This window comes from Rhodococcoides sp. S146-33 (assembly GCF_059489205.1).
Genome location: NZ_JCAJWY010000002.1, coordinates 96038 through 120113 on the forward strand (window position 1 = coordinate 96038; position 24076 = coordinate 120113).

The 24076-nt window shown below is 62.2% G+C and carries 20 protein-coding genes and 1 pseudogene; 7 read left to right on the forward strand and 14 right to left on the reverse strand.

The genetic code is table 11. The features are described from left to right. Positions 1–173 precede the first annotated feature (173 nt). On the reverse strand, positions 174–1001 hold the full coding sequence (locus AC5WEY_RS09130) for an IclR family transcriptional regulator (protein ID WP_495645642.1): 828 nt from the start codon (positions 999–1001) through the stop codon (positions 174–176). Positions 1002–1142: 141 nt separating this feature from the next. Between AC5WEY_RS09130 and mhpA the strand changes: the two genes are divergently transcribed. Genes mhpA through AC5WEY_RS09150 form a run of 4 tightly spaced genes read left to right on the forward strand, consistent with a single transcriptional unit; the run spans position 1143 to position 5704 of the window. Next, entirely contained in the window at positions 1143–2732 is a 1590-nt protein-coding gene (gene mhpA, locus AC5WEY_RS09135) for a bifunctional 3-(3-hydroxy-phenyl)propionate/3-hydroxycinnamic acid hydroxylase MhpA (protein WP_495645643.1), read from the forward strand. Between the two features lie 43 nt (positions 2733–2775). Then, positions 2776–3765, forward strand: coding sequence for a gamma-resorcylate decarboxylase (gene tsdA, locus AC5WEY_RS09140; RefSeq protein WP_495645644.1), 990 nt, complete (start codon positions 2776–2778; stop codon positions 3763–3765). Beyond that, entirely contained in the window at positions 3762–4856 is a 1095-nt protein-coding gene (locus AC5WEY_RS09145; protein ID WP_495645645.1) for a maleylacetate reductase, read from the forward strand. Before tsdA ends, AC5WEY_RS09145 begins: the two co-directional genes overlap by 4 nt. Continuing rightward, entirely contained in the window at positions 4853–5704 is an 852-nt protein-coding gene (locus AC5WEY_RS09150) for a dioxygenase family protein (RefSeq protein ID WP_495645646.1), read from the forward strand. The genes AC5WEY_RS09145 and AC5WEY_RS09150 overlap by 4 nt, the downstream gene beginning before the upstream one ends. 156 nt (positions 5705–5860) lie before the next feature. Here AC5WEY_RS09150 and AC5WEY_RS09155 read toward each other — a convergent pair whose 3' ends face one another. From AC5WEY_RS09155 to AC5WEY_RS09180, 6 genes are all read right to left on the reverse strand, one after another. Continuing rightward, a complete protein-coding gene (locus AC5WEY_RS09155; protein ID WP_495645647.1) occupies positions 5861–7399 on the reverse strand; it encodes an MDR family MFS transporter in 1539 nt (512 codons plus the stop codon). Beyond that, entirely contained in the window at positions 7396–8043 is a 648-nt protein-coding gene (locus tag AC5WEY_RS09160) for a TetR/AcrR family transcriptional regulator (RefSeq protein WP_495645648.1), read from the reverse strand. The genes AC5WEY_RS09155 and AC5WEY_RS09160 overlap by 4 nt, the downstream gene beginning before the upstream one ends. 36 nt (positions 8044–8079) lie before the next feature. After that, positions 8080–8304, reverse strand: coding sequence for a hypothetical protein (locus AC5WEY_RS09165; protein ID WP_495645649.1), 225 nt, complete (start codon positions 8302–8304; stop codon positions 8080–8082). Positions 8305–8667: 363 nt separating this feature from the next. Then, the gene (locus AC5WEY_RS09170; RefSeq protein ID WP_495645650.1) at positions 8668–10164 is read right to left on the reverse strand and encodes a CoA-acylating methylmalonate-semialdehyde dehydrogenase; all 1497 of its coding nucleotides are present in this window, start codon (positions 10162–10164) and stop codon (positions 8668–8670) included. A 26-nt stretch (positions 10165–10190) separates the two neighbouring features. Further along, entirely contained in the window at positions 10191–10538 is a 348-nt protein-coding gene (locus AC5WEY_RS09175) for a cupin domain-containing protein (protein ID WP_495645651.1), read from the reverse strand. A gap of 21 nt (positions 10539–10559) precedes the next feature. After that, positions 10560–11960: an NAD(P)/FAD-dependent oxidoreductase gene (locus AC5WEY_RS09180; RefSeq protein WP_495645652.1), complete on the reverse strand. Its 1401-nt coding sequence runs from the start codon at positions 11958–11960 to the stop codon at positions 10560–10562. A gap of 157 nt (positions 11961–12117) precedes the next feature. Here AC5WEY_RS09180 and AC5WEY_RS09185 point away from each other — a divergent pair, with 157 nt between their 5' ends. Continuing rightward, a complete protein-coding gene (locus AC5WEY_RS09185) occupies positions 12118–13611 on the forward strand; it encodes a PucR family transcriptional regulator (protein ID WP_495645653.1) in 1494 nt (497 codons plus the stop codon). Between the two features lie 49 nt (positions 13612–13660). Here the strand turns inward: AC5WEY_RS09185 and AC5WEY_RS09190 are convergent, their stop codons facing one another. The 5 genes and pseudogenes from AC5WEY_RS09190 to AC5WEY_RS09210 all read right to left on the reverse strand — a co-directional run bounded on the left by AC5WEY_RS09190 (position 13661) and on the right by AC5WEY_RS09210 (position 20018). Continuing rightward, entirely contained in the window at positions 13661–15103 is a 1443-nt protein-coding gene (locus AC5WEY_RS09190; RefSeq protein ID WP_495645654.1) for an amino acid permease, read from the reverse strand. A 329-nt stretch (positions 15104–15432) separates the two neighbouring features. After that, positions 15433–15531, reverse strand: a pseudogene (locus AC5WEY_RS09195) (transcriptional regulator); the annotation flags it as partial. Positions 15532–17194: 1663 nt separating this feature from the next. After that, positions 17195–18337 (reverse strand): CocE/NonD family hydrolase, encoded by a 1143-nt coding sequence (locus tag AC5WEY_RS09200; RefSeq protein ID WP_495645655.1) that lies wholly within the window; start codon positions 18335–18337, stop codon positions 17195–17197. 114 nt (positions 18338–18451) lie between these two features. After that, entirely contained in the window at positions 18452–18838 is a 387-nt protein-coding gene (locus AC5WEY_RS09205) for a CocE/NonD family hydrolase (protein WP_495645656.1), read from the reverse strand. 559 nt (positions 18839–19397) lie between these two features. Next, positions 19398–20018: a TetR/AcrR family transcriptional regulator gene (locus AC5WEY_RS09210; protein ID WP_495645657.1), complete on the reverse strand. Its 621-nt coding sequence runs from the start codon at positions 20016–20018 to the stop codon at positions 19398–19400. A gap of 94 nt (positions 20019–20112) precedes the next feature. Between AC5WEY_RS09210 and AC5WEY_RS09215 the strand changes: the two genes are divergently transcribed. Beyond that, positions 20113–20298 (forward strand): hypothetical protein, encoded by a 186-nt coding sequence (locus AC5WEY_RS09215; protein ID WP_495645658.1) that lies wholly within the window; start codon positions 20113–20115, stop codon positions 20296–20298. A 105-nt stretch (positions 20299–20403) separates the two neighbouring features. Here the strand turns inward: AC5WEY_RS09215 and AC5WEY_RS09220 are convergent, their stop codons facing one another. Then, the gene (locus tag AC5WEY_RS09220; protein WP_495645659.1) at positions 20404–20787 is read right to left on the reverse strand and encodes a CocE/NonD family hydrolase C-terminal non-catalytic domain-containing protein; all 384 of its coding nucleotides are present in this window, start codon (positions 20785–20787) and stop codon (positions 20404–20406) included. A gap of 77 nt (positions 20788–20864) precedes the next feature. Further along, a complete protein-coding gene (locus AC5WEY_RS09225) occupies positions 20865–22475 on the reverse strand; it encodes a PucR family transcriptional regulator (protein ID WP_495645660.1) in 1611 nt (536 codons plus the stop codon). A 131-nt stretch (positions 22476–22606) separates the two neighbouring features. Here AC5WEY_RS09225 and AC5WEY_RS09230 point away from each other — a divergent pair, with 131 nt between their 5' ends. Continuing rightward, entirely contained in the window at positions 22607–24076 is a 1470-nt protein-coding gene (locus AC5WEY_RS09230; RefSeq protein WP_495646516.1) for a CoA-acylating methylmalonate-semialdehyde dehydrogenase, read from the forward strand.

Below are 24076 nucleotides of genomic sequence, written 5' to 3' on the forward strand. Positions count from 1 at the left end.
CCTGTCGAGGCAAAGTCGTTGGTGCGCAGCTAATGCCGACGTGCGACGTCGATCGGCGCGGCGCGTTGTGCGCGGTCGACCAGATGCCCGTATGGCGCAGATCACAGTTCAACATAAAGGAACAAGTTGCGCAATAGTGAATTGGAATTTGCTTCGATGAGCCGGTGGTCGCGTCAGGCGGGCCGCTCGGCCGCTGCGCCGGAGCTACCGAAATCCTCGGAGATCGCCTGCGTCGTACGCAGCAATTCCTCGGTAGCGGCAGCGACCACTTCGGCGCTGCCGATCTTTGCCGGGATCGCCACTGCTACCACCAGGGGAGTGGACTGGCCCGCAGGGAATACCGGGGCTGCTATCGACATCACGCCGGGGATCACCTCGCCGGAGATCGTCGCGACACTTTTTTGTCGGACGCGCGAGCGAAGTGCTGCCACCTCGTCCTCGTCAGGTGCGGCGGCACCCATCGACTCGAGCTCGTCGCGCAGGAAAGGCGCGACCATCGTCTCGGGTAGATGCGCGAGATAGACGTGGCCGATGGCAGACGTCAGTAGCGGCATCGTCGATCCCACACGGATGGTGATCGGCAGCGCGTGTGCGCCGTAATCCCACCGCACCAGAACTGGACCGTGATCCCCCCAGGCTGCCAGGTTGACCGAATGGCCGGTGCGGTCTCGCAGGGTCGGGAGGTGCTCGGACGCGACGCTGACGTCATCCATTCTTCGGAGCGATTCGATGCCGAGCCGGCGCATCGCGGGTCCGAAGTCGTACAAGCCCGACCGGCCGGACTGCACGATCAGCCCGGCCCGCCCGAGGCTCACCAGATAACGGTGGACTTTGCTGGCCGCCATGCCCGAGGCGTTCGCAATCTGGGTCAGGCTCATCGGACCGAGGCCTCGCTCGAGCGCTTCGATGACACCCATCGCAAGTTCGACCGACTGAATGCCCTGGCGAGCACCCGTCCGTTCGGAGGCGTCGACGGCATCGGAGTCTGGGTTATCGGTCACGGATCCAGCCTAGGCACTCGGGAAGAATTCGACGACGTCGAGAAATTCACTACTGTGCATTGACTTCACTATTAATGAACTCTAGCGTTGTGGTTGTCATCACATTCGACGACAGAACGTCACAGCGAGAGGAGCAGCCACATGTCTGCTTTCGAATCAACGCAGGCCGGCCACGAGACGACGGCTGACGTCGTTGTCGTGGGCTGCGGTCCCACCGGCATGGTGCTGGCCGCCCTTCTGGGAAGTCAGGGGCGCAGCGTCGTGGTTCTCGAGCGGTACAGCGGCCTCTACAGCCTGCCGCGCGCTGCAGCATTCGACGACGAAACGATGCGCACGTTTCAGAAACTCGGTATCGCGGAGAAGATGCTGCCGGGTGTCAACGTGCAGCGCGGATACATCTGGGTCAACGCCCAGGACGACGTTCTGCTCGACATCGAGTACGACAACCCGGGCCGCAGTGGATGGCCATCGCAGTACATGATGCATCAACCGCACGTCGAGACCGTGCTCGACGGATTGCTGACCTCGCTTCCGACGGTCGAGGTGCGGCGCGGACACACTGTCACCGGAATCGAGCAGTCCGATTCCGGCACAACCGTTCTCGCCACCGACGCAGAGGGCCGCACCGTCCGCGTCGACACCGAGTTCGTCGTCGGCTGCGACGGCGGCAATGGAATTGTCCGAGAGGTCGTCGGCGGGGACCTCGACGATTACGGCTTCTTCGAGAATTGGCTGGTGTGCGACTTCGAACTTGCTCGCGACGTCCCGACCCTCCCCACGTTCCGCCAGGTGTGCGACCCCGCCGAGCCGATCGCTATCGTGAACATCGGGCCGCGCCACCACCGGTTCTCGTTCCGTCTCGACAGTGGCGCGCAACGAAACGAGGTCGTACAGCAGGACAGGGTGTGGTCTCGTGTGTCTGCATACTTGACCCCCGACGACGCCGAGCTCGTCCGCGTCGCGAACTACACCTTTCGATCATGCATCGCCTCGAAGTGGCGCGCAGACAACGTCTTTCTGGCCGGCGACGCCGCACATCAGATGCCTCCGTTCCTGGCGCAGGGCATGGTGTCCGGTATCCGCGACGCCCGAAACCTGGCGTGGAAGCTCGACATGGTTCTGTCTGGGCATCCCGACACGCTCCTCGACACCTACCAGGCCGAACGCGAACCGCACGTCCGATTCATCACCGAGAAGGCCATCGAACTGGGCCGCGTCCAAACGATGCGAGACCCCGTCCTCGCAGCCGAACGTGATGCGAGAATGATCGCCGCTCGCAAGGCCAATCAGAAGCCCGACAAGCTGCAGTACCCGGCGCTTTCCGGCGGTTTGATCGCCAACAGCGGGGACATCTTTCCCCAGGGGCTGGTCTCCACGTCGTCACGAACTGCACTGTTCGACGACATCGCTGGAACAGGATGGCTCGTTGTATCCGACGGAAATGCTGCGCTGCATACCATTTCGAGTGACCACCGTGAACGGTTCGCAGAACTGGGCGGCAGAGAGATCGTCTTCGGGCTGTCCTCGATGTTCGACGGTGCTCCGACCTCCGACACCGCCGGTGTGTACACCCGCTGGTTCGCCGCGCAGAAGTGCGTCGCGGCAATTGTGCGGCCCGATGGCTACATCTACGGACTGGCCCGCACCGACGACGAACTGGCCCAGTTGATGACAAGCCTGATCGAGGCGGTAACACCGACCCGGTCGGCGTTACTCGCCACGACATCCTGACACCCCGATTTCCGGACCGACCGACAACACCCGAGGAGAGATCATGCAGGGCAAGATCGCACTGGAAGAACACTTCGCCATCCCCGAGACCCTCAACGACTCAGCGGGATTTGTGCCCGGTACTTACTGGGACGAGCTGCAGAGGCGGTTGCTCGATATCCAGGACGTTCGACTGAAGTTGATGGACGACAACGGCATCGAGACCATGATTCTTTCCCTCAATGCCCCTGCCGTGCAGGCCATCTCAGAGCACAAGCGCGCTATCGACATCGCTCGCCGCGCCAACGACGTGCTCGCGGAGGAAATCGCCAAACGCCCCGACCGGTTCCGCGGCTTCGCTGCCCTTCCCCTTCAGGATCCCGACGCAGCCACCGAGGAACTGCGGCGCTGCGTCACCGAACTCGGATTTGTCGGTGCACTGGTCAACGGGTTCTCGCAGAGCGAGTCCGTAGACGGCGGAAACACCCCGCTGTACTACGACCTACCGCAATACCGTTCCTTTTGGGCAGAGGTGGAACGACTCGACGTGCCGTTCTACCTTCACCCGCGCAATCCGCTCGAGCAGGACGCGCGCATCTACCAGGGCCACCCGTGGCTTCTAGGACCGACGTGGGCGTTCGCCCAGGAGACCGCCGTGCACGCACTGCGACTGATGACATCCGGTCTGTTCGACGAGCATCCTGGTCTGAACATCGTGGTCGGCCACATGGGGGAGGGCATCCCGGCCATGCTGTGGCGAATCGACAACCGCAACGCGTGGGTGGACGTGCCGCCCACCTATCCCGCGAAACGTAGGATGGTGGACTACTTCACCGAGAATTTCTTCATCACCACCTCGGGCAACTTTCGCACCCAAACTCTGATCGATGCGCTTCTCGAACTCGGATCCGAGCGCGTGATGTTCTCCACCGATTGGCCTTTCGAGAACGTCGATCACGCGGCGAACTGGTTCGACTCGGCCAGCATTTCCGAAGCCGACAGGCTCAAGATCGGGCGTAGCAACGCCGCAGCGCTGTTCAAGCTCGACCGATGATCCGGGACACGACTCTGTCGCCCTTCGTCCACAGCGGATCACCCGCGCGCGTCGTCTTCGGGCGCGGCAGTGTGAAAACGGTGTCCGCCGAAGTGGAGAGGCTCGGATGCAGTCGGGCCGTCGTATTGTCCACCCCCCATCAGCGCGACGAGGCGACGCGTCTGCTGGGGAGTCTCGGTGCACTCGGTGTCGGGGTCGTCGCCCTTGCCGAAATGCACACACCGACCTCGGTGACAGCTCGAGCATTGATCGAGGTGGAGACCATGGGCGCGGACTGCATCGTCGCCATCGGCGGCGGATCGACAACGGGGCTGGGGAAGGCAATTGCGGCACGAACCGCACTGCCGCAGGTCGTCGTTCCCACCACCTACGCGGGCTCGGAGGTGACACCGGTTCTCGGAGAAACCGAGAACGGGGTCAAGACCACCCGGCGTGGACCGGAGATCCTCCCCGAAACCGTGGTCTACGACCCCGATCTCACCGATTCGATGCCGCTCGACCTCACCGTCGCCAGTGGCCTCAACGCCATGGCGCACGCAGCCGAAGGCACCTACGCTCGCGACGGCAGCCCCATCTACACGTTGATGGCGATCGAGGGGCTCAGGGCGCTGCGCGATTCTCTACCGGCACTGGTCGAGGCCCCCGGCAATCAGGACGCACGCGACGGGGCCCTGTACGGTGCCTGGCTGTGCGGCACCGTGCTCGGCGGCGTGGGAATGTCGGTGCACCACAAGCTGTGTCACACCCTCGGCGGTGCGCTGGATCTCCCGCACGCACAGACTCACGCAATCATGCTTCCCCACACCATCGGCTTCGTCGAAGAATCCGTGCCGCAAACACTTACCGACGTCGCGACACTGTTCGGTGGGTCGGCGGGTGCAGGACTGCACGATTTCGCCGTCGATATCGGTGCGCCGCTCCGGCTCGCGGATCTGGGAATCACAGCCGATCAGCTGGATCTGGTCGCGGACCAGGCCATCGCCTCGCCGTACTGGTCGCCGCGCCCACTGGACCGCGACTCCATTCGCAGGGTCCTGCAAGATGCCCACGACGGCACCCGACCGAACCCTAGGAGCGAATCACCCGCATGAAGTACTTCACCGAACACGCATCGGTCGACACCGTCAACGAACGCATGAACATCCCCGCCGACGACCGTGTCGCAGTCGTCATGAGCAGCCTCGTTCGTCACGTGCACGAATTCGTCAAGGACGTGAACCTCACCGAAGCCGAATGGGACCTTGCCATCGACTTCCTCACCCGAACGGGACAGATCAGCGGCCCCGAACGGCAAGAATTCATCCTGCTCTCGGACGCGCTCGGCGTGTCCATGCTCGTGGACGCAATCAACCACCGCCGGCCCGAGAATGCCACCGACAGCACGGTATTCGGACCGTTCCACGTCGAGAACGCGCCGATCCGCGAGATGGGCGACAACATCAGCCTCGACGGGAAAGGCGAAGCATGCCTGTTCGTCGGGCGTGTTACCGGTACCGACGGTACGCCGATCGAGGGCGCATGCGTCGACGTGTGGTCGGACAACGAGGACGGCTACTACGACGTCCAGCAACCCGACATTCAACCGCGCTGGAACAACCGAGGCCGCTTCGTGACCGGAGCCGACGGTAGGTACAGCTTTCGCGGCATCAAACCCACGTCGTATCCGATCCCCGACGACGGGCCCGTCGGGCAGATGCTCACCCGCCTTGGACGCCACCCCTACCGGCCGGCACACATGCACTTCCTCGTCTCGGCCGACGGTTACGAGCGACTGGTGACACACACCTTCGTCGACGGCGACGAATACCTGGAGTCCGACGCAGTATTCGGTGTCAAGGAATCACTCGTCGCACCGTACGAAAAGCGCGGACCGGATGCAGACACCATGTGGATATCCGAGTACGACTTCGCACTTGTGCAGGAACCCGGCGAGGTATAGACCTACAGTTGCTTCGGGCCACACGTTGCCCACCGCATCGCCGTCTTGTCATACTGCCGAGCACGTTCCGCCAGTGCGAGTCGGCACCGCACACGCCATCGGTCCGCCGGGTGTCCGTGTGCCTGGTGGATACCGACTGCATCGACGTGATTTCAGTTAGTGCGGGTGCTCGGGGGTGCGCTCTCTCGTTGTTGCCAGGGGTTTTTCGTCGATGAAGACCAGAAGGAGCAGCGCGACGATCATCAGGGGCACCATGTAGAGAAAGACCGGTGTGAGGGCATCGTTGTAGGCGTTGACGATGACCTCTCGTGCGGCGTCGGGTAGTGCTCGCACGGATTCGGGTGTCAACGAACTCTCCGGTGATGATCCGTCGGTCGAGGCTCCTCCCAGGAGAGAGGTCAATCGGGAGACGAACAGCGTGCCGACCACCGCGGAGCCGAGGGATGCGCCGATCTGCCGAAAGTAGTTGTTTGATGCGGTCGCGGTGCCGACTTCGGTGATCGGGAACGAGTTCTGTACTACGAGTACGAGGATCTGCATACTCATACCCAGTCCAACTCCCATGACGGCCAGGTACGCACAGATGATCCACACTTCCATGCCGGCAGTCATCGTCGATAGCAAGACCAGTGATACGACAACAATTCCCGAGCCCACGATGGGTAGGTATTTGTAGCGTCCGGTCTTGCTGACGAGTTGGCCGGACACGATCGATGTCACCAATAGACCAGCCATCATGGGGATCATCAGCAAGCCGGCTTTCGTTGCTCCCGCGCCGGTGACCATCTGGAGATATGTGGGCAGGTAGGCGAGTGCACCGAACATGGAGACGCCGATGATGAGTCCGGCGACGGTGGTCAGATTGAAGTTTCGGTCTTTGAAAAGGTGTAGCGGCATGATGGGTTCCGCGGCTGCCTTCTCGACTCCGACGAAGCTGACAGCCGCAACGGCCGTTGCCATGATCAGGGCGATTATTGCGGGGGAATTCCAGGCGTAAGTTGTTCCGCCCCATGTAGTTATGAGCACCACGCCCGTCGAGGCCAGGGCGAGAAGCGTCATTCCTGTGACGTCCAGTCGGGGTTTGTCGTGGTCGATCTTGGGGAGTCTCAGGAAAAATACTGCTGAGGCGATCGCGAGCACGCCCAGTGGGATGTTCATCCAAAAAGCCCAGCGCCATCCGATTCCTTCGGTGAAGAATCCGCCGAGTAAGGGGCCTGCGACCGAAGAGAGCGCGAAGACGCCGCCCATGATGCCCATGTACTTGCCGCGCTGGCGTGCGGGAACGACGTCGGCGATGATTGCCTGAGCCAGGATCATCAGGCCGCCGCCGCCGAGCCCCTGGATCGCGCGCCCCGTGATGAGCCAGGGCATGTCTCGAGCGAGTCCGCCGACTATCGATCCCGCCATGAACAATGCAATTGCGAAAATGAACAGCGACTTTCGGCCGATGAGGTCACCTACCTTGCCGTAGATCGGCAGCATGATCGTCGAGGCGAGAACGTACGCCGTGGTCACCCATAGCATCTGGTCGACACCGTTGAGTTCGCCGACGATGGTGGGCAGAGCAGTGCTGAAGATGGTTTGGTCGAGTGAAGCGAGCAACATCGTCACCATGAGACCGGCGAAGACGAGCAGGATGCTGCGCCTGTCGTCGGTGACGAGGGCCTGTTCGACGGTTTTGTCAGCGGTTGTCATGACAGTCCTTCTCGTAGCTCGTGCACGAGCGAGATTGCTCGGCGTTCGATGTCGGTCACTCTCGAGTCGGCTCCGACGACGGAGTCGTCGAGAGATGTCGCCCACTCGCGAAGGGCGATGCGCACTGCGCCGCCGCACAACACCAACAGCAGTTCGGCGTGCGCAGTTCTATCACTCGTTTTCTCGAACGGCGTTCCAGTGAGCATCGTCTCGATGGTCTGGGTGAGTTTGCTTGCCCGGGCGGTGAATTGCGCCATTTGGCCACCGAGAATCTCTGGATGCCGTTTGACGACTTCGAGGCGGTCGGTTTTCATTCGGGCTCGGCTCGAGTGAGGGGATCCCATGACCGTGAGCACCAAGCCGACGATGGCCGGGATCAAGGCCGGGTCCGGGTGCTCGTGTATGTAATCGGCGATCAGTTCGTCGATGACTTCGGCGGGGTGAACACCCAGAACAGCATTGTCTTTGCTTTCGAAGTAGTTGAAGAACGTCCGGGTGGAGATGTCGGCCAGATCGCTGATCGCGTCCACGGTCGTCTCACCGAGCCCGTCCCTGAGCACGAGAGTCAACGCGGCTTCCTCTATGCGGGCGCGCGTCTCGGCGCGCTTGCGGTCTCGCCGGCCTGGCTTTTCGGTAGTGGGCACCTTTCTACAGTACTGCAAATATGCAGGACTGCATGTTTATATGTTGGAGGTCAGTCGGTCGATGGCGAATTGATTGAGGAGCGCGGCGGCGGTCATGGTCAGCCACTCCGGCGGTTCGTGATCGGACGTGACGATCGCGGTCTTCTTCCGGTGGCGAGCAGTGGCCAAATCGATTTGAATCGATACCACCGACCTCAATACCGCAGTTGCGGAGATGATTCCACGACCGGTCCGGGTGACCAGCGGCGCAGTAGGGATCACCCTTGCAAGTGTCCTTTGAGGAACTGTTCGTCTCCGTGTCCGAACGACCAGTCGACGCGGGTGTCCTCGACGACGGACACGATCAGATCGTCCTGCACTAGCTCGTTCTGGTCGTGCAGTTGCCACGCCAGCGCGCGTAACTGCTCCGGAGCGGAGTGCGACGATTTGCGGCAATGTCGATGCGAAGTAGAGGCTTGATGGTCCTGTCAATCGGAAAAGCGGTGAGGTCGACGCGTCATTACGTTGACCTCACCGTCTCTGATGAGCTCATGGGCTGAGTCCGTGAGTTCTCGGCGGATTCTGGCAGATTCGATCTAGCTGTTTTCGGGCTCAGCTGTTCTCAGGGCTCAGTCGTTTCAGGTCTCAGTCGTTTTCTGGGAATCCGAGGTTGATGCCGCCGTGGCTCGGGTCGAGCCATCGGCTGGTGACGGCTTTGCCTCGGGTGAAGAAGTGCACGCCTTCCATTCCGTGGGCGTGGGTGTCACCGAACAGACTGTTCTTCCAACCACCGAAGCTGTAGTACGCCATGGGCACCGGGATCGGGACGTTGATGCCGATCATGCCGACCTCGACCTCGTTCTGGAAGCGTCGGGCCGCGCCGCCGTCATTGGTGAAGATGGCGGTGCCGTTGCCGTAGGGGTTCGAGTTGATGAGCTCGAGTGCCTCGTCGTAGGTATCGACCCGAACCACCGACAGGACCGGTCCGAAGATCTCGTCGGTGTAGATGGACATGTCGGTGGTGACATTGTCGATCAGCGTCGGGCCGAGCCAGAAGCCGTCGGCACCGCCGTCGGCCTGGACCGTACGTCCGTCGACCACGATTGTCGCACCGGCGGCTTCTCCGGCATCGACGTACGAGGCAACCTTGTCGCGGTGCGCCTTGGTCACCAGAGGCCCCATATCGGCACCCTTGGTTCCGTCGCCGGTGACCAGCGGCGTGGTGCGTTCGACGATCTTCGCAACCAGTTCGTCGGCGATGTTCCCGACGGCAACCAGCGCGGAGATGGCCATGCAACGCTCACCGGCAGAACCGAACCCGGCGTTGACCATCGCGTCGGCCGCGAGGTCGAGATCGGCATCCGGCAGCACGATCGCATGGTTCTTCGCGCCGCCGAGAGCCTGGACGCGCTTACCGTTCGCGGTGCCGGTGGAGTAGACGTACTGCGCGATCGGCGTCGACCCGACGAAGCTGATCGACTTGATCGACTTGTTCTCGAGCAGTTCGTCGACAGAGACCTTGTCACCCTGGAGCACGTTGAAGACACCGGGAGGTAGGCCCGCCTCTTCCCAGAGCTCGGCGATCCACAGCGACGCCGTCGGATCCTTCTCGCTGGGCTTGAGAACTACGGTGTTGCCTGCCGCAATGGCGATGGGGAAGAACCACATCGGAACCATCGCGGGGAAGTTGAACGGGCTGATGATGCCCACGGGGCCGAGAGGCTGCCGGATCGAGTAGATATCGACCTTCGTCGACGCGTTCTCGGTGAAGCCACCCTTGAGCAGATGGGGAATGCCACAAGCGAATTCGACGACTTCCTGGCCGCGACTGATCTCGCCGAGTGCATCGGAGAGAACCTTGCCGTGCTCGGCAGTGATGATCTCGGCGAGCTCACCCTTCTTGGCGTTGAGCAATTCCCGGAACTTGAAGATGATCGCGGTTCGCTTGGCCAACGAGGTGTCTCGCCAGACCGGGAATGCTGCTGCGGCAGAAGCGATGACCCTGCGGGCATCGTCGACGGTGGCCAGCGCAACCTGGCCGGTGATCTGTCCGGTCGCGGGGTTGGTGACCGGAGCGGTCTTGTCGGACGTGCCGGCGAACGGCTTACCGTCGAGCCAGTGACCGATAGTGTTGTCAGACATAAGATTCCAATCAGCTTCGGGGGGTTTCAGAAGATCGTGTAGGCCTTGCGCAGGGTTTCGGTGACGTCCCACCGCCCACTCCACCCTGGGGGGAGAGTGAGGTAGTCACCGGCTTTGATCTCGGTCTTCTTGCCGGTGTCGTCATCGGTCAATGTCGCGGCACCCGAGATGATGTAGCACGTTTCGGTGTTCGGGCGGTTGATGACGGGCCAGCCGCCTGGTTGGCATTCCCAGATGCCGATCTGGGCTTCGGTGCCGCCATCGACGGTCGTGGTTGCCAGTTGCGGGTCGCCGCTGTCGGCACCGGGACGCTGGCCGACGGGGGTGAGTTCGCCGGTGACGGTGGCTGAGTCGAGGTGGATCAGTGATGGCATGTGGAGGTCCCTGTCTGTGGGTCAGTGTGCGCCGGTGAGCTTTTCGAGCATGGCCGAGATTTTCGAGGGTTTGCCGGTGACGCGTTCTTCCAGGTCGGAAGCGGTCGCGGCTTGCAGACCGGCGTTGACTCCGAACCAACGAAATGGTTCGACTTCCCATTTGCGAGAATGGTGGTCGACTATCGGCAAGCGATTCAGACCGTCGTCGGTGCCGATGATGAGGTTCCGCAGGACGCGTCCGGCGAGGTTGCTGGTCGCGACGCCGTCGCCGACATACGGTCCCGCCCAAGCCATCTTCGAGGCGCGGTCGTAACCAACCGAAGGGAACCAGTCGCGGGGAACCCCCAGCGGTCCGCCCCACTTGTGGGTGATGTTCACACCTGCGAGGGAAGGGAAGAAATCTTCCATGGTCGAGACGATCTTGTCGTGGATCTTGGTGTTGACATCGAACTTCGGTGATACCGCCGACCTGAAGTGATATGGGGCGCCGCGGCCGCCGAAGACGAGCCGACCCTCGGAGGTGACTTGGGCATAGATGCGCAGATTGCGCATGTCGTTGAACGCAGTCCGGGTGTCCAGTCCTAGACGTGTGCGGACGTCCTGAGGGAGGGGTTCGGTGGCGACGACGAGCGAGTACAGGGGGGCGACGTTGCGGCGGTACTGCGGAAACTCGGGGGTGAACGCTTCCGTAGCACGGACGACGACGTTGGCTGTGACCGTTCCGCCGGGAGTCCGGGCCTTGCCGTTGCCGAAGTCGGTGACAGCGGTGTCCTCGTAGATCACTCCGCCATGATTCTCGATCCACGATGCGAGACCGCGAACGAGTTTGTCCGGGTGTAGCAACGCGCAGTGCGGGGTGTGAACGCCTCCGAGTACTCCGTCGGCGTTGATGGTGGACGTAGCTGCGTTCTTGTCCAGAAACTTCCACTGTCCCGGTACGCCGAAAGCATCGGCACCGGCCACGGTTGCGTGCGCTCGGGTGAGTTGCGCAGCAGTGCGGGCCAGCGAGACGAATCCTTCCGGGCTGTAGTCGCAGTCGATGCCTTCGGCGCCGGTCGCACGGCCCACTTCGGCGACGGTGTTGTTCATGGCGTGTTGGAGTTCGATGGCAGCCTGGTGGTCATAGAGCTTCTCCACCCGCGCCAGGGACACGGGGAAGATCGCCGAGCACCAACCGCCGTTGCGGCCGGATGCGCCGAATCCGGCGTATTCACGTTCGAGGAGAACCACTTTCAGGGAGGGGTCTTCTTTGAGAAGGTAGTAGGCGGCCCAGAGCCCGGTAAATCCTGCACCGACGATCGCGACATCTGCAGTGATGTTCTGGGCGAGTGCGGGTCGGCGAGTCACCGCCGCACGGTCATCGAGCCACAAGGGCACGCCCTGCGAGGTGTGTCCTCCTGTGCGGGCGTCGTTCACTACCATGTCGTGCCTCCAAGAATGGGACTGTGTCGTGCCGCGGCCGAGCCGCTGGGCTGGTGAACTTATTCTCACGCGATGGATGTGAGCGGGGACATACGCCAGGTGGACAGTCTTCCCGGTCAGGTCTATACATTTGTATTAACGACTGGGAAGGGACGCCATGATTTCGGTGGACAGATTGACGTCGGTGCCGTCGTTGGGGTTGTCCTACCTGGCGGGAACGGCTGGTGGAGCACGGCTGGTGACGTGGGCACATGCGTGCGATCTGCCCGATCCTTGGGAATGGATCGATGCCGGCGACCTGGTGATGACGACGGGCGGCGGGATGCCGGTGACCGAGGAGGCGCAGATCGACTGGATCACCCGGTTGATCGACAGCAAAGTCAGCGCCTTGGTTATCGCCAGGGAACCCCACGCCCCGGAAGTCTCGCCTGCGTTACTCGCGGTGGCGGAGAACCGGCGGTTTCCGATACTCGCTGCGAGTTTCGATCTACATTTTGTCGCATTGGCACGCACGGTCATCGAAAGCGCCGTGGAGGGCGAGAGGTACCGGATAGCCACGATCACACGCCTGTACGACGCCTACTGGCAATCACTGCATGCCCGAGGCTCGTTCGGCGATCGTGTGTCCACCCTCGAGGGTGCTACCGGCATGACGCTGGAGGTCCGTGACACCTCTTCGGGCGACTGCATCTCCCGTGGACGCAATTCGGCCCGTTCCAGGGCTGCGCACTCGGCCGCGATTGCGCCGGGGTGGTCATCGCCGGAAGTGTCGGTGCCGGTACCAGGATCAGGTGACGCCGTGCTGGTTGCTGGATCGGCCCGAGTCGACCCTGTTTCCGATCGTGTTCTACTGCAACATATCGCGGGACTCATTGCGCTCGAACTCGAACATGACGCCGTTCGGAGGGACAGCCTTCGCGCGTCCGGGCAGGATCTGCTGCTCGGTTTGTTGGATGGATCCATTGCACCGTCGGCAGTGTGGCCGGAACTGCGACATCGCGGAATGCCGGGACCTGTGGTGGCTGTGTGTTGGACCTCGCCCGAGTCGTCACCGTTGACGCACGAGAGCGTGCACTTGGACACCCGGCTGCAGCGCTCGGCCCCACTGCTGACATACCGGAGTCCGATGCTCATCGCGATCGCTCCCTACGATGTCGAGTTGCTGAGCGCGCTGGCGTCGAGACTGGCTCCCAATTGTGTTGTGGGGCTGAGCGCGCCGCTGAAGCCGTCCGGCGATGTCGCAGAGTCCGTGCGTCAGGCGCAGATTGCTGCCTCGCGGGCGACGTCGATGGGCGTGACGGCCGTGTCGTACGACGAACTCGAAGGCAATTCGGGTGTGTTTCCCCGAAGCGTGGAGGACACACGCCGCTTGGTCGTGCGGGTCCTCGGGCCGCTGGTGACCCATGATGCGGCGTCGGACGGGGAATTGGTCGAATCGGTTCGCGTCTTCCTCGCCAACGATTCGAATTGGCAGCGCAGCGCCGATCAGTTGGGCGTTCACCGGCAGACGCTCGTCTACCGGCTCAAGAAAGTCGAGCAGCTCACCGAACTCAAGGTCACGTCGACAAAGGGGTCTGCCTTGCTGTGGCTGGCGTTCGAGGCAGCGGATCAAGCGCGGCTGTCGGTGTCCGAACTGGTCGAAAGCGCGTAGGCCGCTGATCCGGTTCGTGGATCCGCGGCCTACGTCGCGAGCGGGTCGATCAGGTGACGGCGGGGGTATCGGTCGACGGCTTCGACGGGGCTGTGCTGTCGAGTCGACCGTCGATGACGTCGTCGTTTCGGAGATTCCCGAACTTGCGTCGCAACAAATAGATGATCGAGAGTGCGACCCACACGGCGATTCCTTGGAACAGTTCGATTCGGTTCTGCTCTCGCAGGCCCATGCTCACGAGGACCGCGACGATCGCGACGGTGACGATCAGTGGGAGGACCGGGTACAGCCACATCCGGAACTCGAGGATTCCGGGGCTTTCCTTCTCCCATCGACGGCGAAGGCGTAGCTCGGAGATGCAGATCATGAAGTAGACGAACAGGAATACCGCGCCCGAGGCGTTGATCAGGAACAGGAAGACGGTGTCGGGGTAGAGGGCGGAGAGTACGACACAGCCGTAGCCGACAACGGTGCACGACAGAATGCCTTTCACCGGCACGCCTCGCGAGTTGGTGGTTGTCATCCATTGCGGGGCATCCCCACGGGAACCCATGACGAACAGCAGACGTGACGCGGTGTAGAGGCCCGAATTCAGCACGGAGAGAACAGCTACCAAGATCACGAGGTTGAGCAGATCGGCTGATGCTGGAATGCCGATACGGTCGAGTGCAGCAACGAAGGGAGACTGGCCCGGGACGACGTCACTCCAGGGAACGATCATGACGATCAGGAATGTGGAAATCACGAAGAATGCGAGAATTCGGAAGACGACGGAATTGACGGCTTTGCGAATGGCTTTGGCGGGTTCTGCGGACTCGGCTGCGGCGATCGTGACCACTTCGACGCCGGTCATGGAGAAAATGACGACGACGACACCGACGAACAACGTGCCGAGACCGTTGGGGAGCAACCCGCCGTGGTCGGTCATGTTGGCGAACGTCAGTGAGGAGCCGGGCCAGATGCCGAAGGCGAACAACGCTGCGACCGCGATGAATGCGACGATGGCCACGACTTTGATGCCCGCGAACCAGTACTCGGCCTCGCCGAACGATCCGACCGAGAGCATGTTGATGCCGGTCATGATGACCATCAACGCGAGCGCGATCGCCCATACCGGAATACTCGGTATCCATTTGTTGATCATCTGGCCGCCGACTACAGCTTCGAATCCTACGACTATTACCCAGAAGTACCAGTAGAGCCAGCCGGTGGAGAACCCGGCGAATCGTCCGAGGGCCATGCGAGCGTAGTCGGTGAACGATCCTGTGCAGGGCTTCGCTGCAGCCATTTCGCCGAGCATGCGCATCACGAGCAACACGATCAGTCCTGTGATGCCGTAGGTGATGAAGGCCAGCGGACCGGCCTGGTTGATGATGGCACTCGATCCCACGAACAGGCCGGCGCCGATGACGCCACCAAGCGAGAGCATTGTCAGATGACGTTGCTTGAGCCCCGGTTTCAGGGTGTTGGATCGATCGGCGATTTGCGCCATGGCAGTTGTTCCCTCTCCGCGAATGTAGGCATGGCCCCAGCGAACGGGCCGGTGGGCTTGAAACCCATGCTTTTGTGACTGCCATCACGATCCTGGTTGTCGCAGAACCTAGCTATCCGCGAACTGACGAGATCGACGGTCCCCGTTCATACGTATGTAGGAGAGATGGTGTTGCAAGGAGCTCTGACTGCGGGGACGACCACGATTGTGATTCGTGCCGTCGGCGGCGATTGCGTTGATTCTCGGGCGCGGTATCCCTGTTCGTCGGATTCAGCAATCGTGTGCCGACAACGGCACACCGGTTACCGCCAGTTTTGTCGATCTCTTCGGATCGAAACGCTGGCCAGCATGACGACCTCCTCGCGACGAAGCTCTTTGACGCGTCTGTTGCCGCCGTACGCAGGCAGGCCGGCTTCCTCCGGCGATATGCGTGCTCGCCGTGAGCAGAGAAGGTCACGAAGTTCGGTGCGAAGGTCGGTCGTACTCCTAACCCCACCTCAGAAGCGGTACCGAGCTTGGGGGGACTGCCAGTACCTGAATCGGCAGTGATGCCACAAGCACGCGAACTTGCTCGGCAAATTCGTTGCGCCCGCGTGCGAGAGGGAATGTGTGGCCGGTGCGTTCTGCGATGTGGCCGCTGCGTTTCACTGATGCGCCTACGTCCACCGGGTGCACGTCAGCGGGCCGTGTCGCAACGACGAGAGCCTTCTGTGTCGCCGCGTGTGAATCGAATCGGTTTGTAGTTGGTAGCGTTCGGCTCGCACGGCGCTGACAGTGACATCGACGCCGAACACGCCCGCAACCCGAATCCCTTCTCGTTCCATCAATTCGTTTGCGGCGCATCGCATGATGAAACGGTTCTTCGTCAGTACCTGGATTTTGTCGGTGTCGTCGTGGTCGAGTACCCAACTTCAACTAGGCCATGTCCAGGCATACGGTGTGCGTCGATATCTGTTGACGGTGCGGTAACTGTCGTTTCCGCACGATGTCGTGGACGCTTTCGCGTCTGTTGTCGCCGCCTTCGGCTTTTCGGCTTCGCCGGCATCATCGCCGCAGCGAACTCCCGGCCTTCAGGTAGGCGGCACCACTGCGTATCCCCGCGACGGCTATCTCGTCCGGCTCTGCAAATCCAAGACGGACCGAGTGGGCAGCCAGTCAGCGAAATCCTGGCCATACAACGACAGTGACGAAACTTGCCCGCTCGACGCCGAAGTGCGGTGGGGTCACATAGATGCACTTGCCTACCGACTCCAGGGCGATGTCGGCTTGCGACGAATGAGTCTCGTTGTCACGAGTCCGCGCAGAGTGTTGATGCGGATGGCGCGCTCGTCCACCCGAAACCGTAGTCGTCCGCGGCTGATTACGACTGTGAGGTGCCGGAGCACTGGCGGTAGCTCGGTGTCACGAGAGTGTCACAAGTCGGTACGTTCGTGCATGGACTCGATCGGACGTCGATGCACGAAAAGCGTTGCAAATAAATAAATATCGAGTCCATCGTAGTTTACGTGAATCCACTTCCAGGGACTTAAAATCCGCACAGTGTCGGTTCGAGTCCGACTGGGGGCACCAGAGTCCATATGGATCCAGAATCTTGGACCAGTACAGTGCTTTTGGGGTGGTAGCGTGGACTTCAGCGGTCTACCACGGATTTGAGTGGACAACCGAGGCAGCGGATTCTGGATCCGCGCCGGATTGCATCCATTCTGCTATCGCGGCCTTGCGTTCGTCCAGCTCGGGGCCTGATTCCTTGGTCCTTGGTCATTGGTCGTCTCCTCGCGATGCTGGTGGCACGAGTCTGTTACGACTGGGTCCGGCGGCACTGCCTGTTTCACGAGCACCCGCGGCCTCTCAGGATCACACTCTCACGAGGTCGCGCTGGAACAGTGACTAGAAATCCGCACAGTGTCGGTTCGCGTCCGGCTTGGGGGCTCGGCTTCCAACGATCCCACCTTCTGGACCGGGTTTCGGTTGGATTTCATCCATAACGCCGAGCCAACCCGAGTCGAATTGCCCTACAGGACATGCAAACTCGATTATCGTCGAGGGTGAACCTCATGTCGAGATTGGAGGTGCCGGTCTCGCATCTTCCCCCTAACGTAGAGCCGGAAGTACCGAGAGGAGCAGTCGGGCGCCCTCTGGTCCGCCGACCGTGAGTGATTGTTCGTTCGGGCGAACCTCCACCGCAAGCCACGGATGTTCACCGGTACCAGGCTGCGGGATGTAGTCCGGGAAATCGCTACTGGCTACATGCACGCGCAGGTGATGTCCAGCTTCCAGGCGGTACCCCGCTTGGCCGAGATCGACCGTCACACATGCCCCATGAGCGGGCTTCCGAAGGTGCTGCTGCCCGCGGGCTATGAGGTGTGCGGCGCCGTCGGGGTCCACATCCAGCAGTCGGACGAATGCGTCCATCGACGGTCCGCTGCTGTTCCACACCGCGTCGAACCGCACCGCTCCGACGATGTCGATCGCCTCGTCCACGGGTGTTCCGTCGAAGGTCAATACGTCGGATCGTTCTATTGTGTCCCGTTCGTCGGGGTATTCCTGGATGAAAGCGAAAGTGTTGTGTGCTGGGGACGGAACGAGCTTGTCCGGATCGTGGATCCACGTCAGTCGTTCGGGCGTTGTTGGTGGGATCTCGGCCAGGATGCGTTCACCTGTGAGATGCAGAGTGTGTTCGACCGTGCCTGGCGGTGGCCATGACACGGCTGGCCGTAGACCTTCGGTGTTGGCCAGGTTCCATCGAACTCGAGGGATGGACGTCGCCGGGTGAAGATTCTTCAAAAAGACGTCGAAGAACTCGATGGTCGGATCGAGCGTTTCAGGCAAGAGCGCCAACACTTCCTCGGGGGTGCGGCTGGGGTTCTTGGTTCCGTGGGTGAGGTGGTATCCCTCGTGGTCGATCGAGTCGATGACCAGATATTCCTGGTTTGCCCAGGCGGCGCGTCGCGATATCTCGGCGTGATCATCCCATTGCCATGGGGCGCAGTTGTCGAACCAGCCGATCGTCTGAAGCACCGGAATCGCCCGTGCATCGAACGGATGTCCGTGCGGGAATCGTCTCAGCGCGACCGGCTCTGGAAAGCAGAGGTCGTACGAGGGCGAGCGGGAGCCCATCGCGCTGAAGAATGCCTCGATGTTCGCCGCATACGGACGACGAGTCCAATCGAACTCCCAATCGTACGAGTCGTTCGAGTGAAAGAACGTGCAGGGATAGAGGCGTGAAATGCTCATCTCGACGTCTCGTTGCCGGACGCCGGGCCCGTCGCTGGGGAGCTCCGACAGACGTGTGCCTGTGAGACGCGGCGAGATTGCGCGGAGGGCCGGGTGGCCGGATGCGACAGCCGCTCATTGGGTGAACCCGTAGTACGAGTCGCCCCACATGCCGACTGTGCCGTCGGAAAAGCCTTGCTGGACGACCCATTCGATCGTGTCGTAGCCGTCGGTCACTTCGTTGACGAACTGCATCGTCTCGCCCTCGGACCGGTACTTACCTCGCACATCTTGAGCGACCACGTGGTAGCCGCGGGTGGTGAAGTAGTCCGCTATCTGAGGAACGAAGGTGTAGGAACCCGACTTGTCGTAGGGCAAGCGAATCAGGACGGTCGGACCCGGCACGCTGTCACACCGATAAACATCGGTGGCCAAGTGGATACCGTCGCGCATGCGAACCACACACGGTTCGGCAGCTTCGGATATCGGAGCGCTCGTCACCACTCGAATGTCGACCGCCATGTCAGAGACCTTCGGCAAAGCAGGCGACAATCCAGGTGCGCTCCGGTGTGTTCGGGTGCACAGCCTGCTGACCGCGGAGCCAGAGGCGGGTAGGTGCGTTCACAGTTGCTCCTCGATGCTGAGTCCGAGCCGGACCAAGTGCAGTATCTTCTATGTTTTGCGGCAGACGCCGCCGTAAGCGCGCCATCACCCGAAGTCTGCCGTAGACGTTCGTATCGGTTGACCTGGCTGTACAGATTCGACCGGTCGGCTCGCCTAGACGGTCAGCCGGTTATGCAGTGACCACTATATAACCAGTGAGCAGAGGCGGTGCGCGGCCGAGCTGGCCAGCAACCTCTACGGCGGTCGGCGCCAGCGCGTGGCGATTGCGCGGACCCTCTCTTCCGAGCCGAAGGTGCTTCTGCTCGCGAGGCCGTATCGGCACTCGATGTCACTGTCCACACCCGTCGGGCTGCAGCTCAGCGGACCCCAGCATGGCGACGCAGCTTGTGCTTTCCGCGGCAGCGGCGTTCGAAGGCATTCAGTCCAGTGACCGGTCTCCGGCCCCCAGTCGCATGATTCAACCGGGCGGTGCCGCGAGTTCGGTACCGCCCGGTGCAGGCCGAATGTCGATGTCGAGAGCTTTCAGGGCGAATCGAAGCACTTCGATGCGTTCGCGTGGGCTCCAGAGTTCCGGGTGCTCGACAGTGGAGAGCACGATGCCATTGATGGTGGCACGGATGTAGGACACCGCAGCATCGAGTTTGACGGGCGCTACAAGGGGCCTCAGGTGCTCGGTGATGTTTTCACGCATCCGCGTTTCGTTGACGTCGAAAAAGTGGTCGACTGCAGCATGGTCGCCTCGGCGAGGGATCAGCGCGAGACGTCCCGCTTCGCTCTCGATGTCGTCATCGTCGAGCGGGATCATGTACTCCAGGAATATGCGCAGCCGTTCCTCCGGTCCGGCGTCGCCTTGGAGTTCCACCAAATGCTCATCGAAGGTTTGCAGCAGGTCCGCGACAACCGCTGCCAGGAGGTCATCTCGGTTCGAGACGAAGTGCGTAACCAGCGTGATCGAACCACCGAGTTCCTCGGCCAGACTCTTGAGCGTCAGGGCCTGACTACCGCCGCGTGCCAAAATTTTCAGCGATGCGTTCGTGATTTCGCGTAGGCGCTGCTCGGGGTCAACGTGCCGTGGCACAGGACCAACCTCCTTGGGGGTGACACCCGCGATCTGCGAGATGTTGGATGGATTACACAATAGGCTGCCTTGCCCCAACCATGTCGGTTCGACGATGTTTGCGCACGATGAGTGCGGCGAGCCCCCGGGACACCTGCTGGAGTCGATTCACTCGCACTTTCTCGACGCGATGCACGACGCGCTCGGCTGGCGACTCCCCGCAGAGGTCACCGCCGTATCCATGGTCTACGTGATGGACTTCTTCTCGCGGCACGTCGTCCTGGCGATGTTCGAGTGCTGATCCAAGACGAGACTTCGGTTCGGGCCGTGGCGGAGGTGGACGCAGCCGGCAAGCTGCACTGCTGGGGAACATCACCGATGGGGAAGCACCGAGATGTCGAGACGGCTATGCAGCGACGAACCTGTTCTCCTCCGAACCAGAGTTGGGTGGGAACTCCGGGAAGTCGGTCGACATGATCAAGAGTTGCAGTCGGTGGCCGGGCCTGAGTCTGTATCCGACATGACCGAGTTCGATCGGCGACGACGTGATCGGGTCCGGGGAGCGAAGCATGCTTTGGCCGCGAACAATTTGATGCGTCGCGCCGTCGGGTGCAACATCACAGAGCTTGGCGTATACGTCGGTAGTGGGGGCCGTAGTCGAGAGGTGAAGATGTAAATCGACCGGCCCGGCCAGGTCCAGGGCATCCTGGGCAGGTTCCGAGGCGAAAGTGGAGTAATAGGTCAAACGGTTTCGTCGCCCCTTTGTGCCGGGGGCCTCGGCCCCAGACACACGGCGCTGATTTGACGTGGATCCTGCTCGAACAGGAGATCCGCCGGAACTTCGATGTGTTCGGGGAGCGGCGGGGGTCAGGCTGATCGAAGGTCATGCACGATCAACGCGACCCCGAGAGACATCGCTGACTCGGCGTCGCCCAGGTCGATGCCCAAGATCGTCTCCAGCCGGCGCAGTCGACCGTAGAGGGCTTGACGACTGAGGTGGACATCCGCAGCCACCGCTGCTTTGTTGCCACTATGACGGATATAGGACCGAAGCAGCGCAAGAAGTTCGACGCGGTGTTTGCTGTCGTAGGCCAGCAATGGGCCGAGTTCGGACTCGACGAATGCTACGACTCTGTGGTCGTCCTGGAGTTCTGCCATGAGACCTCGGACGCGGACGTTGCTGGACCGGTACCACGACCGTCCTGGTTCGGACAGCACGTGGCCGGCGGACGCTATGTGCATGGTGGTCCGCAATCGAGCTGCCGCCGCGACCAGCGTATTCGCGGCCGGACCGACGCCCAACGTCGCTGGCTGCCGAGTGCCTCGGTGGGAGTCGAGGGCTGCAGTCAAGGCGGCGAGGGCGGCGTCCTCGACGTGTTCGGAAGACAATGCGAGCACGAGTCCGACCTGACCGTCGCTCACACCGCCGGCGATGGCGTCGAGTCGCGCGGCGCGAGCGGCTTCGCTGGTCGCCTCCAGCTGGGCCCGAGCTCGGCGCTGCCGGACGATCTGGTCAGGGACGGCCGTAGATCCGAAATGCGCCACCACCGGCAAGTACGACGGTCGCGGCGGCACGCCCAATGCGCGTGCTCTGGCAATCGCATCCACTTCATCGGCAACTCGGGCTTCCATGAGGTCGAGTAAGAGTGACTCGCGGGCTTGAAACTGTAGGCCGGCTGTATCTCGTTGCACCAAACGTGAGAGCTGAAGTGCCTGGGCAGCTCGTTGCAGCACGACGGCGGTCTGGACTGGGTCCGCGACCTGCTGCGGCGCGACCAGTCGCCCCCAGGCGGACCCGCGCAGACCGACCGGGCACGTCAGCCATTCCTCGGGTCCGGTCGTGCCTGGCTTCTCCAACACCGGCGCGGACCTGGACCGTTCCTGCCATTGCGCGAGAACCTCACGGGGGCTGCTGTCGAGCGACGCGAACGCGACGACTCGACGTCCAGCGTCCTCCAGGACGAGCGGTTCGCGGATGAGAGTCGCAGCCCGTCCGATGATGGTGTCGGAGTCGGCGCTGTCCAGGCTCAGCTCGGTGAACACCTCGTGGGTCTCCTGGGCGAAGGCCAGGCCGCGATATTGCTCGCCGACGATTGCGCGGTGAACGGCTTCGGTGACCTCGACGAACTTCACCGGCTCCCGTAGGGCGACCAACGGTAGCTCCAGGCGGACGGCCTCGACGACGACCTCGGACGGCAAGGTCTTCAGCTGGGGGCCGAGCTCGACGATCAATCCGCGAGCGTCGGCAGTCACCAGTTGGCGGACGAAGTCGGCCGCGTCGGCGGCACCGTTCGCGAAGGGCAGACCGGTGGTCAGGACGACCTCGTGGCCGTCGAGCAGGTCGCGCACTTCCTTGACCTCGGCCACGTGAACCCACCGCACCGGCCGATCCATTCTGTCGCCGCCGACAACAATGTCCGGGTGCCCGATCGACAATGCGTCCAGCCGCAGCATGGAACGCAAGGTCGGTGTAGCCACCACTACACAATACGACACTGTGCGCGAAATTGGACTGATTGCGTGACACAGTGATCGTTCTCAATACTCGAACTGCGAGTCACACTCGAGTCGTGAGCAATGACGACCGCCGGACGGCTACGACACACTGGATCAACGGCTCCTCGGTAGAGAGCACGGGTGACCGGCTTGGCGACGTGACGAACCCGGCTACAGGAAGTGTGTCCTCCACCGTGGCGCTGGCGTCGCACGACGACGTACTCGCCGCAGTGGCATCGGCGAAGAAGGCGTTTCCGGCCTGGCGTGACACTTCTTTGGCTCGTCGGGTCCAGATCATGTTCCGGTTCCGCGAGCTGCTCAACGAACGGGCACCCGAACTCGCTGCAATCATCACCGCGGAGCACGGCAAGGTGCTGTCCGACGCGGCAGGCGAGGTGGCGCGCGGCCAGGAGGTCGTGGAGTTCGCCTGCGGCATCCCGCACTTGTTGAAGGGCGGTTTCACCGAGAACGCGTCGACTCAGGTGGACGTGCACTCGGTGCGTCAGCCGCTCGGCCCCGTCGCGATCATCAGCCCGTTCAACTTTCCCGCGATGGTGCCGATGTGGTTCTTCCCCATTGCGATCGCGGCCGGCAACACCGTCGTGCTCAAGCCGTCCGAGAAGGTTCCGTCCGCCGCCAACTGGATCGCGCAGCTCTGGAAAGACGCGGGCCTGCCCGACGGTGTGTTCAACGTGCTGCACGGCGACAAGGTCGCGGTCGATGGCCTGCTGACCCACCCCGACATCAAGAGCGTCTCGTTCGTGGGCTCGACCCCCATCGCCAAGTACGTCTACGAGACCGGGACGGCGCACGGCAAGCGCGTGCAGGCGCTGGGCGGTGCCAAGAACCACATGATCGTGTTGCCCGACGCAGATCTCGACCTCGCAGCCGACCAGGCCATCAACGCAGGATTCGGCTCGGCGGGTGAGCGGTGCATGGCGATTTCGGCATGCGTCGCGGTGGGAGACATCGCGGACGAGCTCGTCGCCAAGATCAAACATCGTGCCGAGGCACTGCGCACAGGCGACGGCACCCGCGGCTGCGATATGGGCCCCCTGGTGACCGCCGCCTCGCGCGACCGTGTGGCGAGCTTCGTCGACGCCGGCGAGGCCGCGGGCGCGACGCTGGTCGTCGACGGTCGCAACCCTGAGACGGACGCTGACGGCGAGGGCTTCTTCGTCGGTCCCACCCTGTTCGACCACGTCACGACCGAGATGAGCATCTATACCGAGGAAATATTCGGTCCCGTGCTTGCCGTGCTTCGTGTCGACACATACGAAGAGGCAGTCGCGCTGATCAATGCCAACCCGTATGGAAACGGTACCGCGATCTTCACCAACGACGGCGGTGCCGCGCGCCGGTTCCAGAACGAGGTCGAGGTCGGCATGATCGGCATCAACGTTCCGGTGCCGGTCCCGATGGCCTACTACTCGTTCGGCGGCTGGAAGAACTCCCTGTTCGGCGACAGTCACGCGCATGGTGCCGAGGGAGTGCACTTCTTCACTCGCGGCAAAGTCGTGACCTCCCGCTGGCTCGACCCGAGTCACGGCGGAATCAACCTCGGGTTCCCCCAGAACGCATGA

Bases quoted from the DNA above. Each gene is read 5' to 3' on its own strand.
- mhpA (WP_495645643.1), top strand. From the start codon at position 1,143: ATGTCTGCTTTCGAATCAACGCAGGCCGGCCACGAGACGACGGCTGAC.
- tsdA (WP_495645644.1), top strand. From the start codon at position 2,776: ATGCAGGGCAAGATCGCACTGGAAGAACACTTCGCCATCCCCGAGACC.
- AC5WEY_RS09145 (WP_495645645.1), top strand. From the start codon at position 3,762: ATGATCCGGGACACGACTCTGTCGCCCTTCGTCCACAGCGGATCACCC.
- AC5WEY_RS09150 (WP_495645646.1), top strand. From the start codon at position 4,853: ATGAAGTACTTCACCGAACACGCATCGGTCGACACCGTCAACGAACGC.
- AC5WEY_RS09155 (WP_495645647.1), bottom strand. From the start codon at position 7,399: ATGACAACCGCTGACAAAACCGTCGAACAGGCCCTCGTCACCGACGAC.
- AC5WEY_RS09170 (WP_495645650.1), bottom strand. From the start codon at position 10,164: ATGTCTGACAACACTATCGGTCACTGGCTCGACGGTAAGCCGTTCGCC.
- AC5WEY_RS09175 (WP_495645651.1), bottom strand. From the start codon at position 10,538: ATGCCATCACTGATCCACCTCGACTCAGCCACCGTCACCGGCGAACTC.
- AC5WEY_RS09180 (WP_495645652.1), bottom strand. From the start codon at position 11,960: ATGGTAGTGAACGACGCCCGCACAGGAGGACACACCTCGCAGGGCGTG.
- AC5WEY_RS09185 (WP_495645653.1), top strand. From the start codon at position 12,118: ATGATTTCGGTGGACAGATTGACGTCGGTGCCGTCGTTGGGGTTGTCC.
- AC5WEY_RS09190 (WP_495645654.1), bottom strand. From the start codon at position 15,103: ATGGCGCAAATCGCCGATCGATCCAACACCCTGAAACCGGGGCTCAAG.
- AC5WEY_RS09200 (WP_495645655.1), bottom strand. From the start codon at position 18,337: ATGAGCATTTCACGCCTCTATCCCTGCACGTTCTTTCACTCGAACGAC.
- AC5WEY_RS09205 (WP_495645656.1), bottom strand. From the start codon at position 18,838: ATGGCGGTCGACATTCGAGTGGTGACGAGCGCTCCGATATCCGAAGCT.
- AC5WEY_RS09215 (WP_495645658.1), top strand. From the start codon at position 20,113: ATGTTTGCGCACGATGAGTGCGGCGAGCCCCCGGGACACCTGCTGGAG.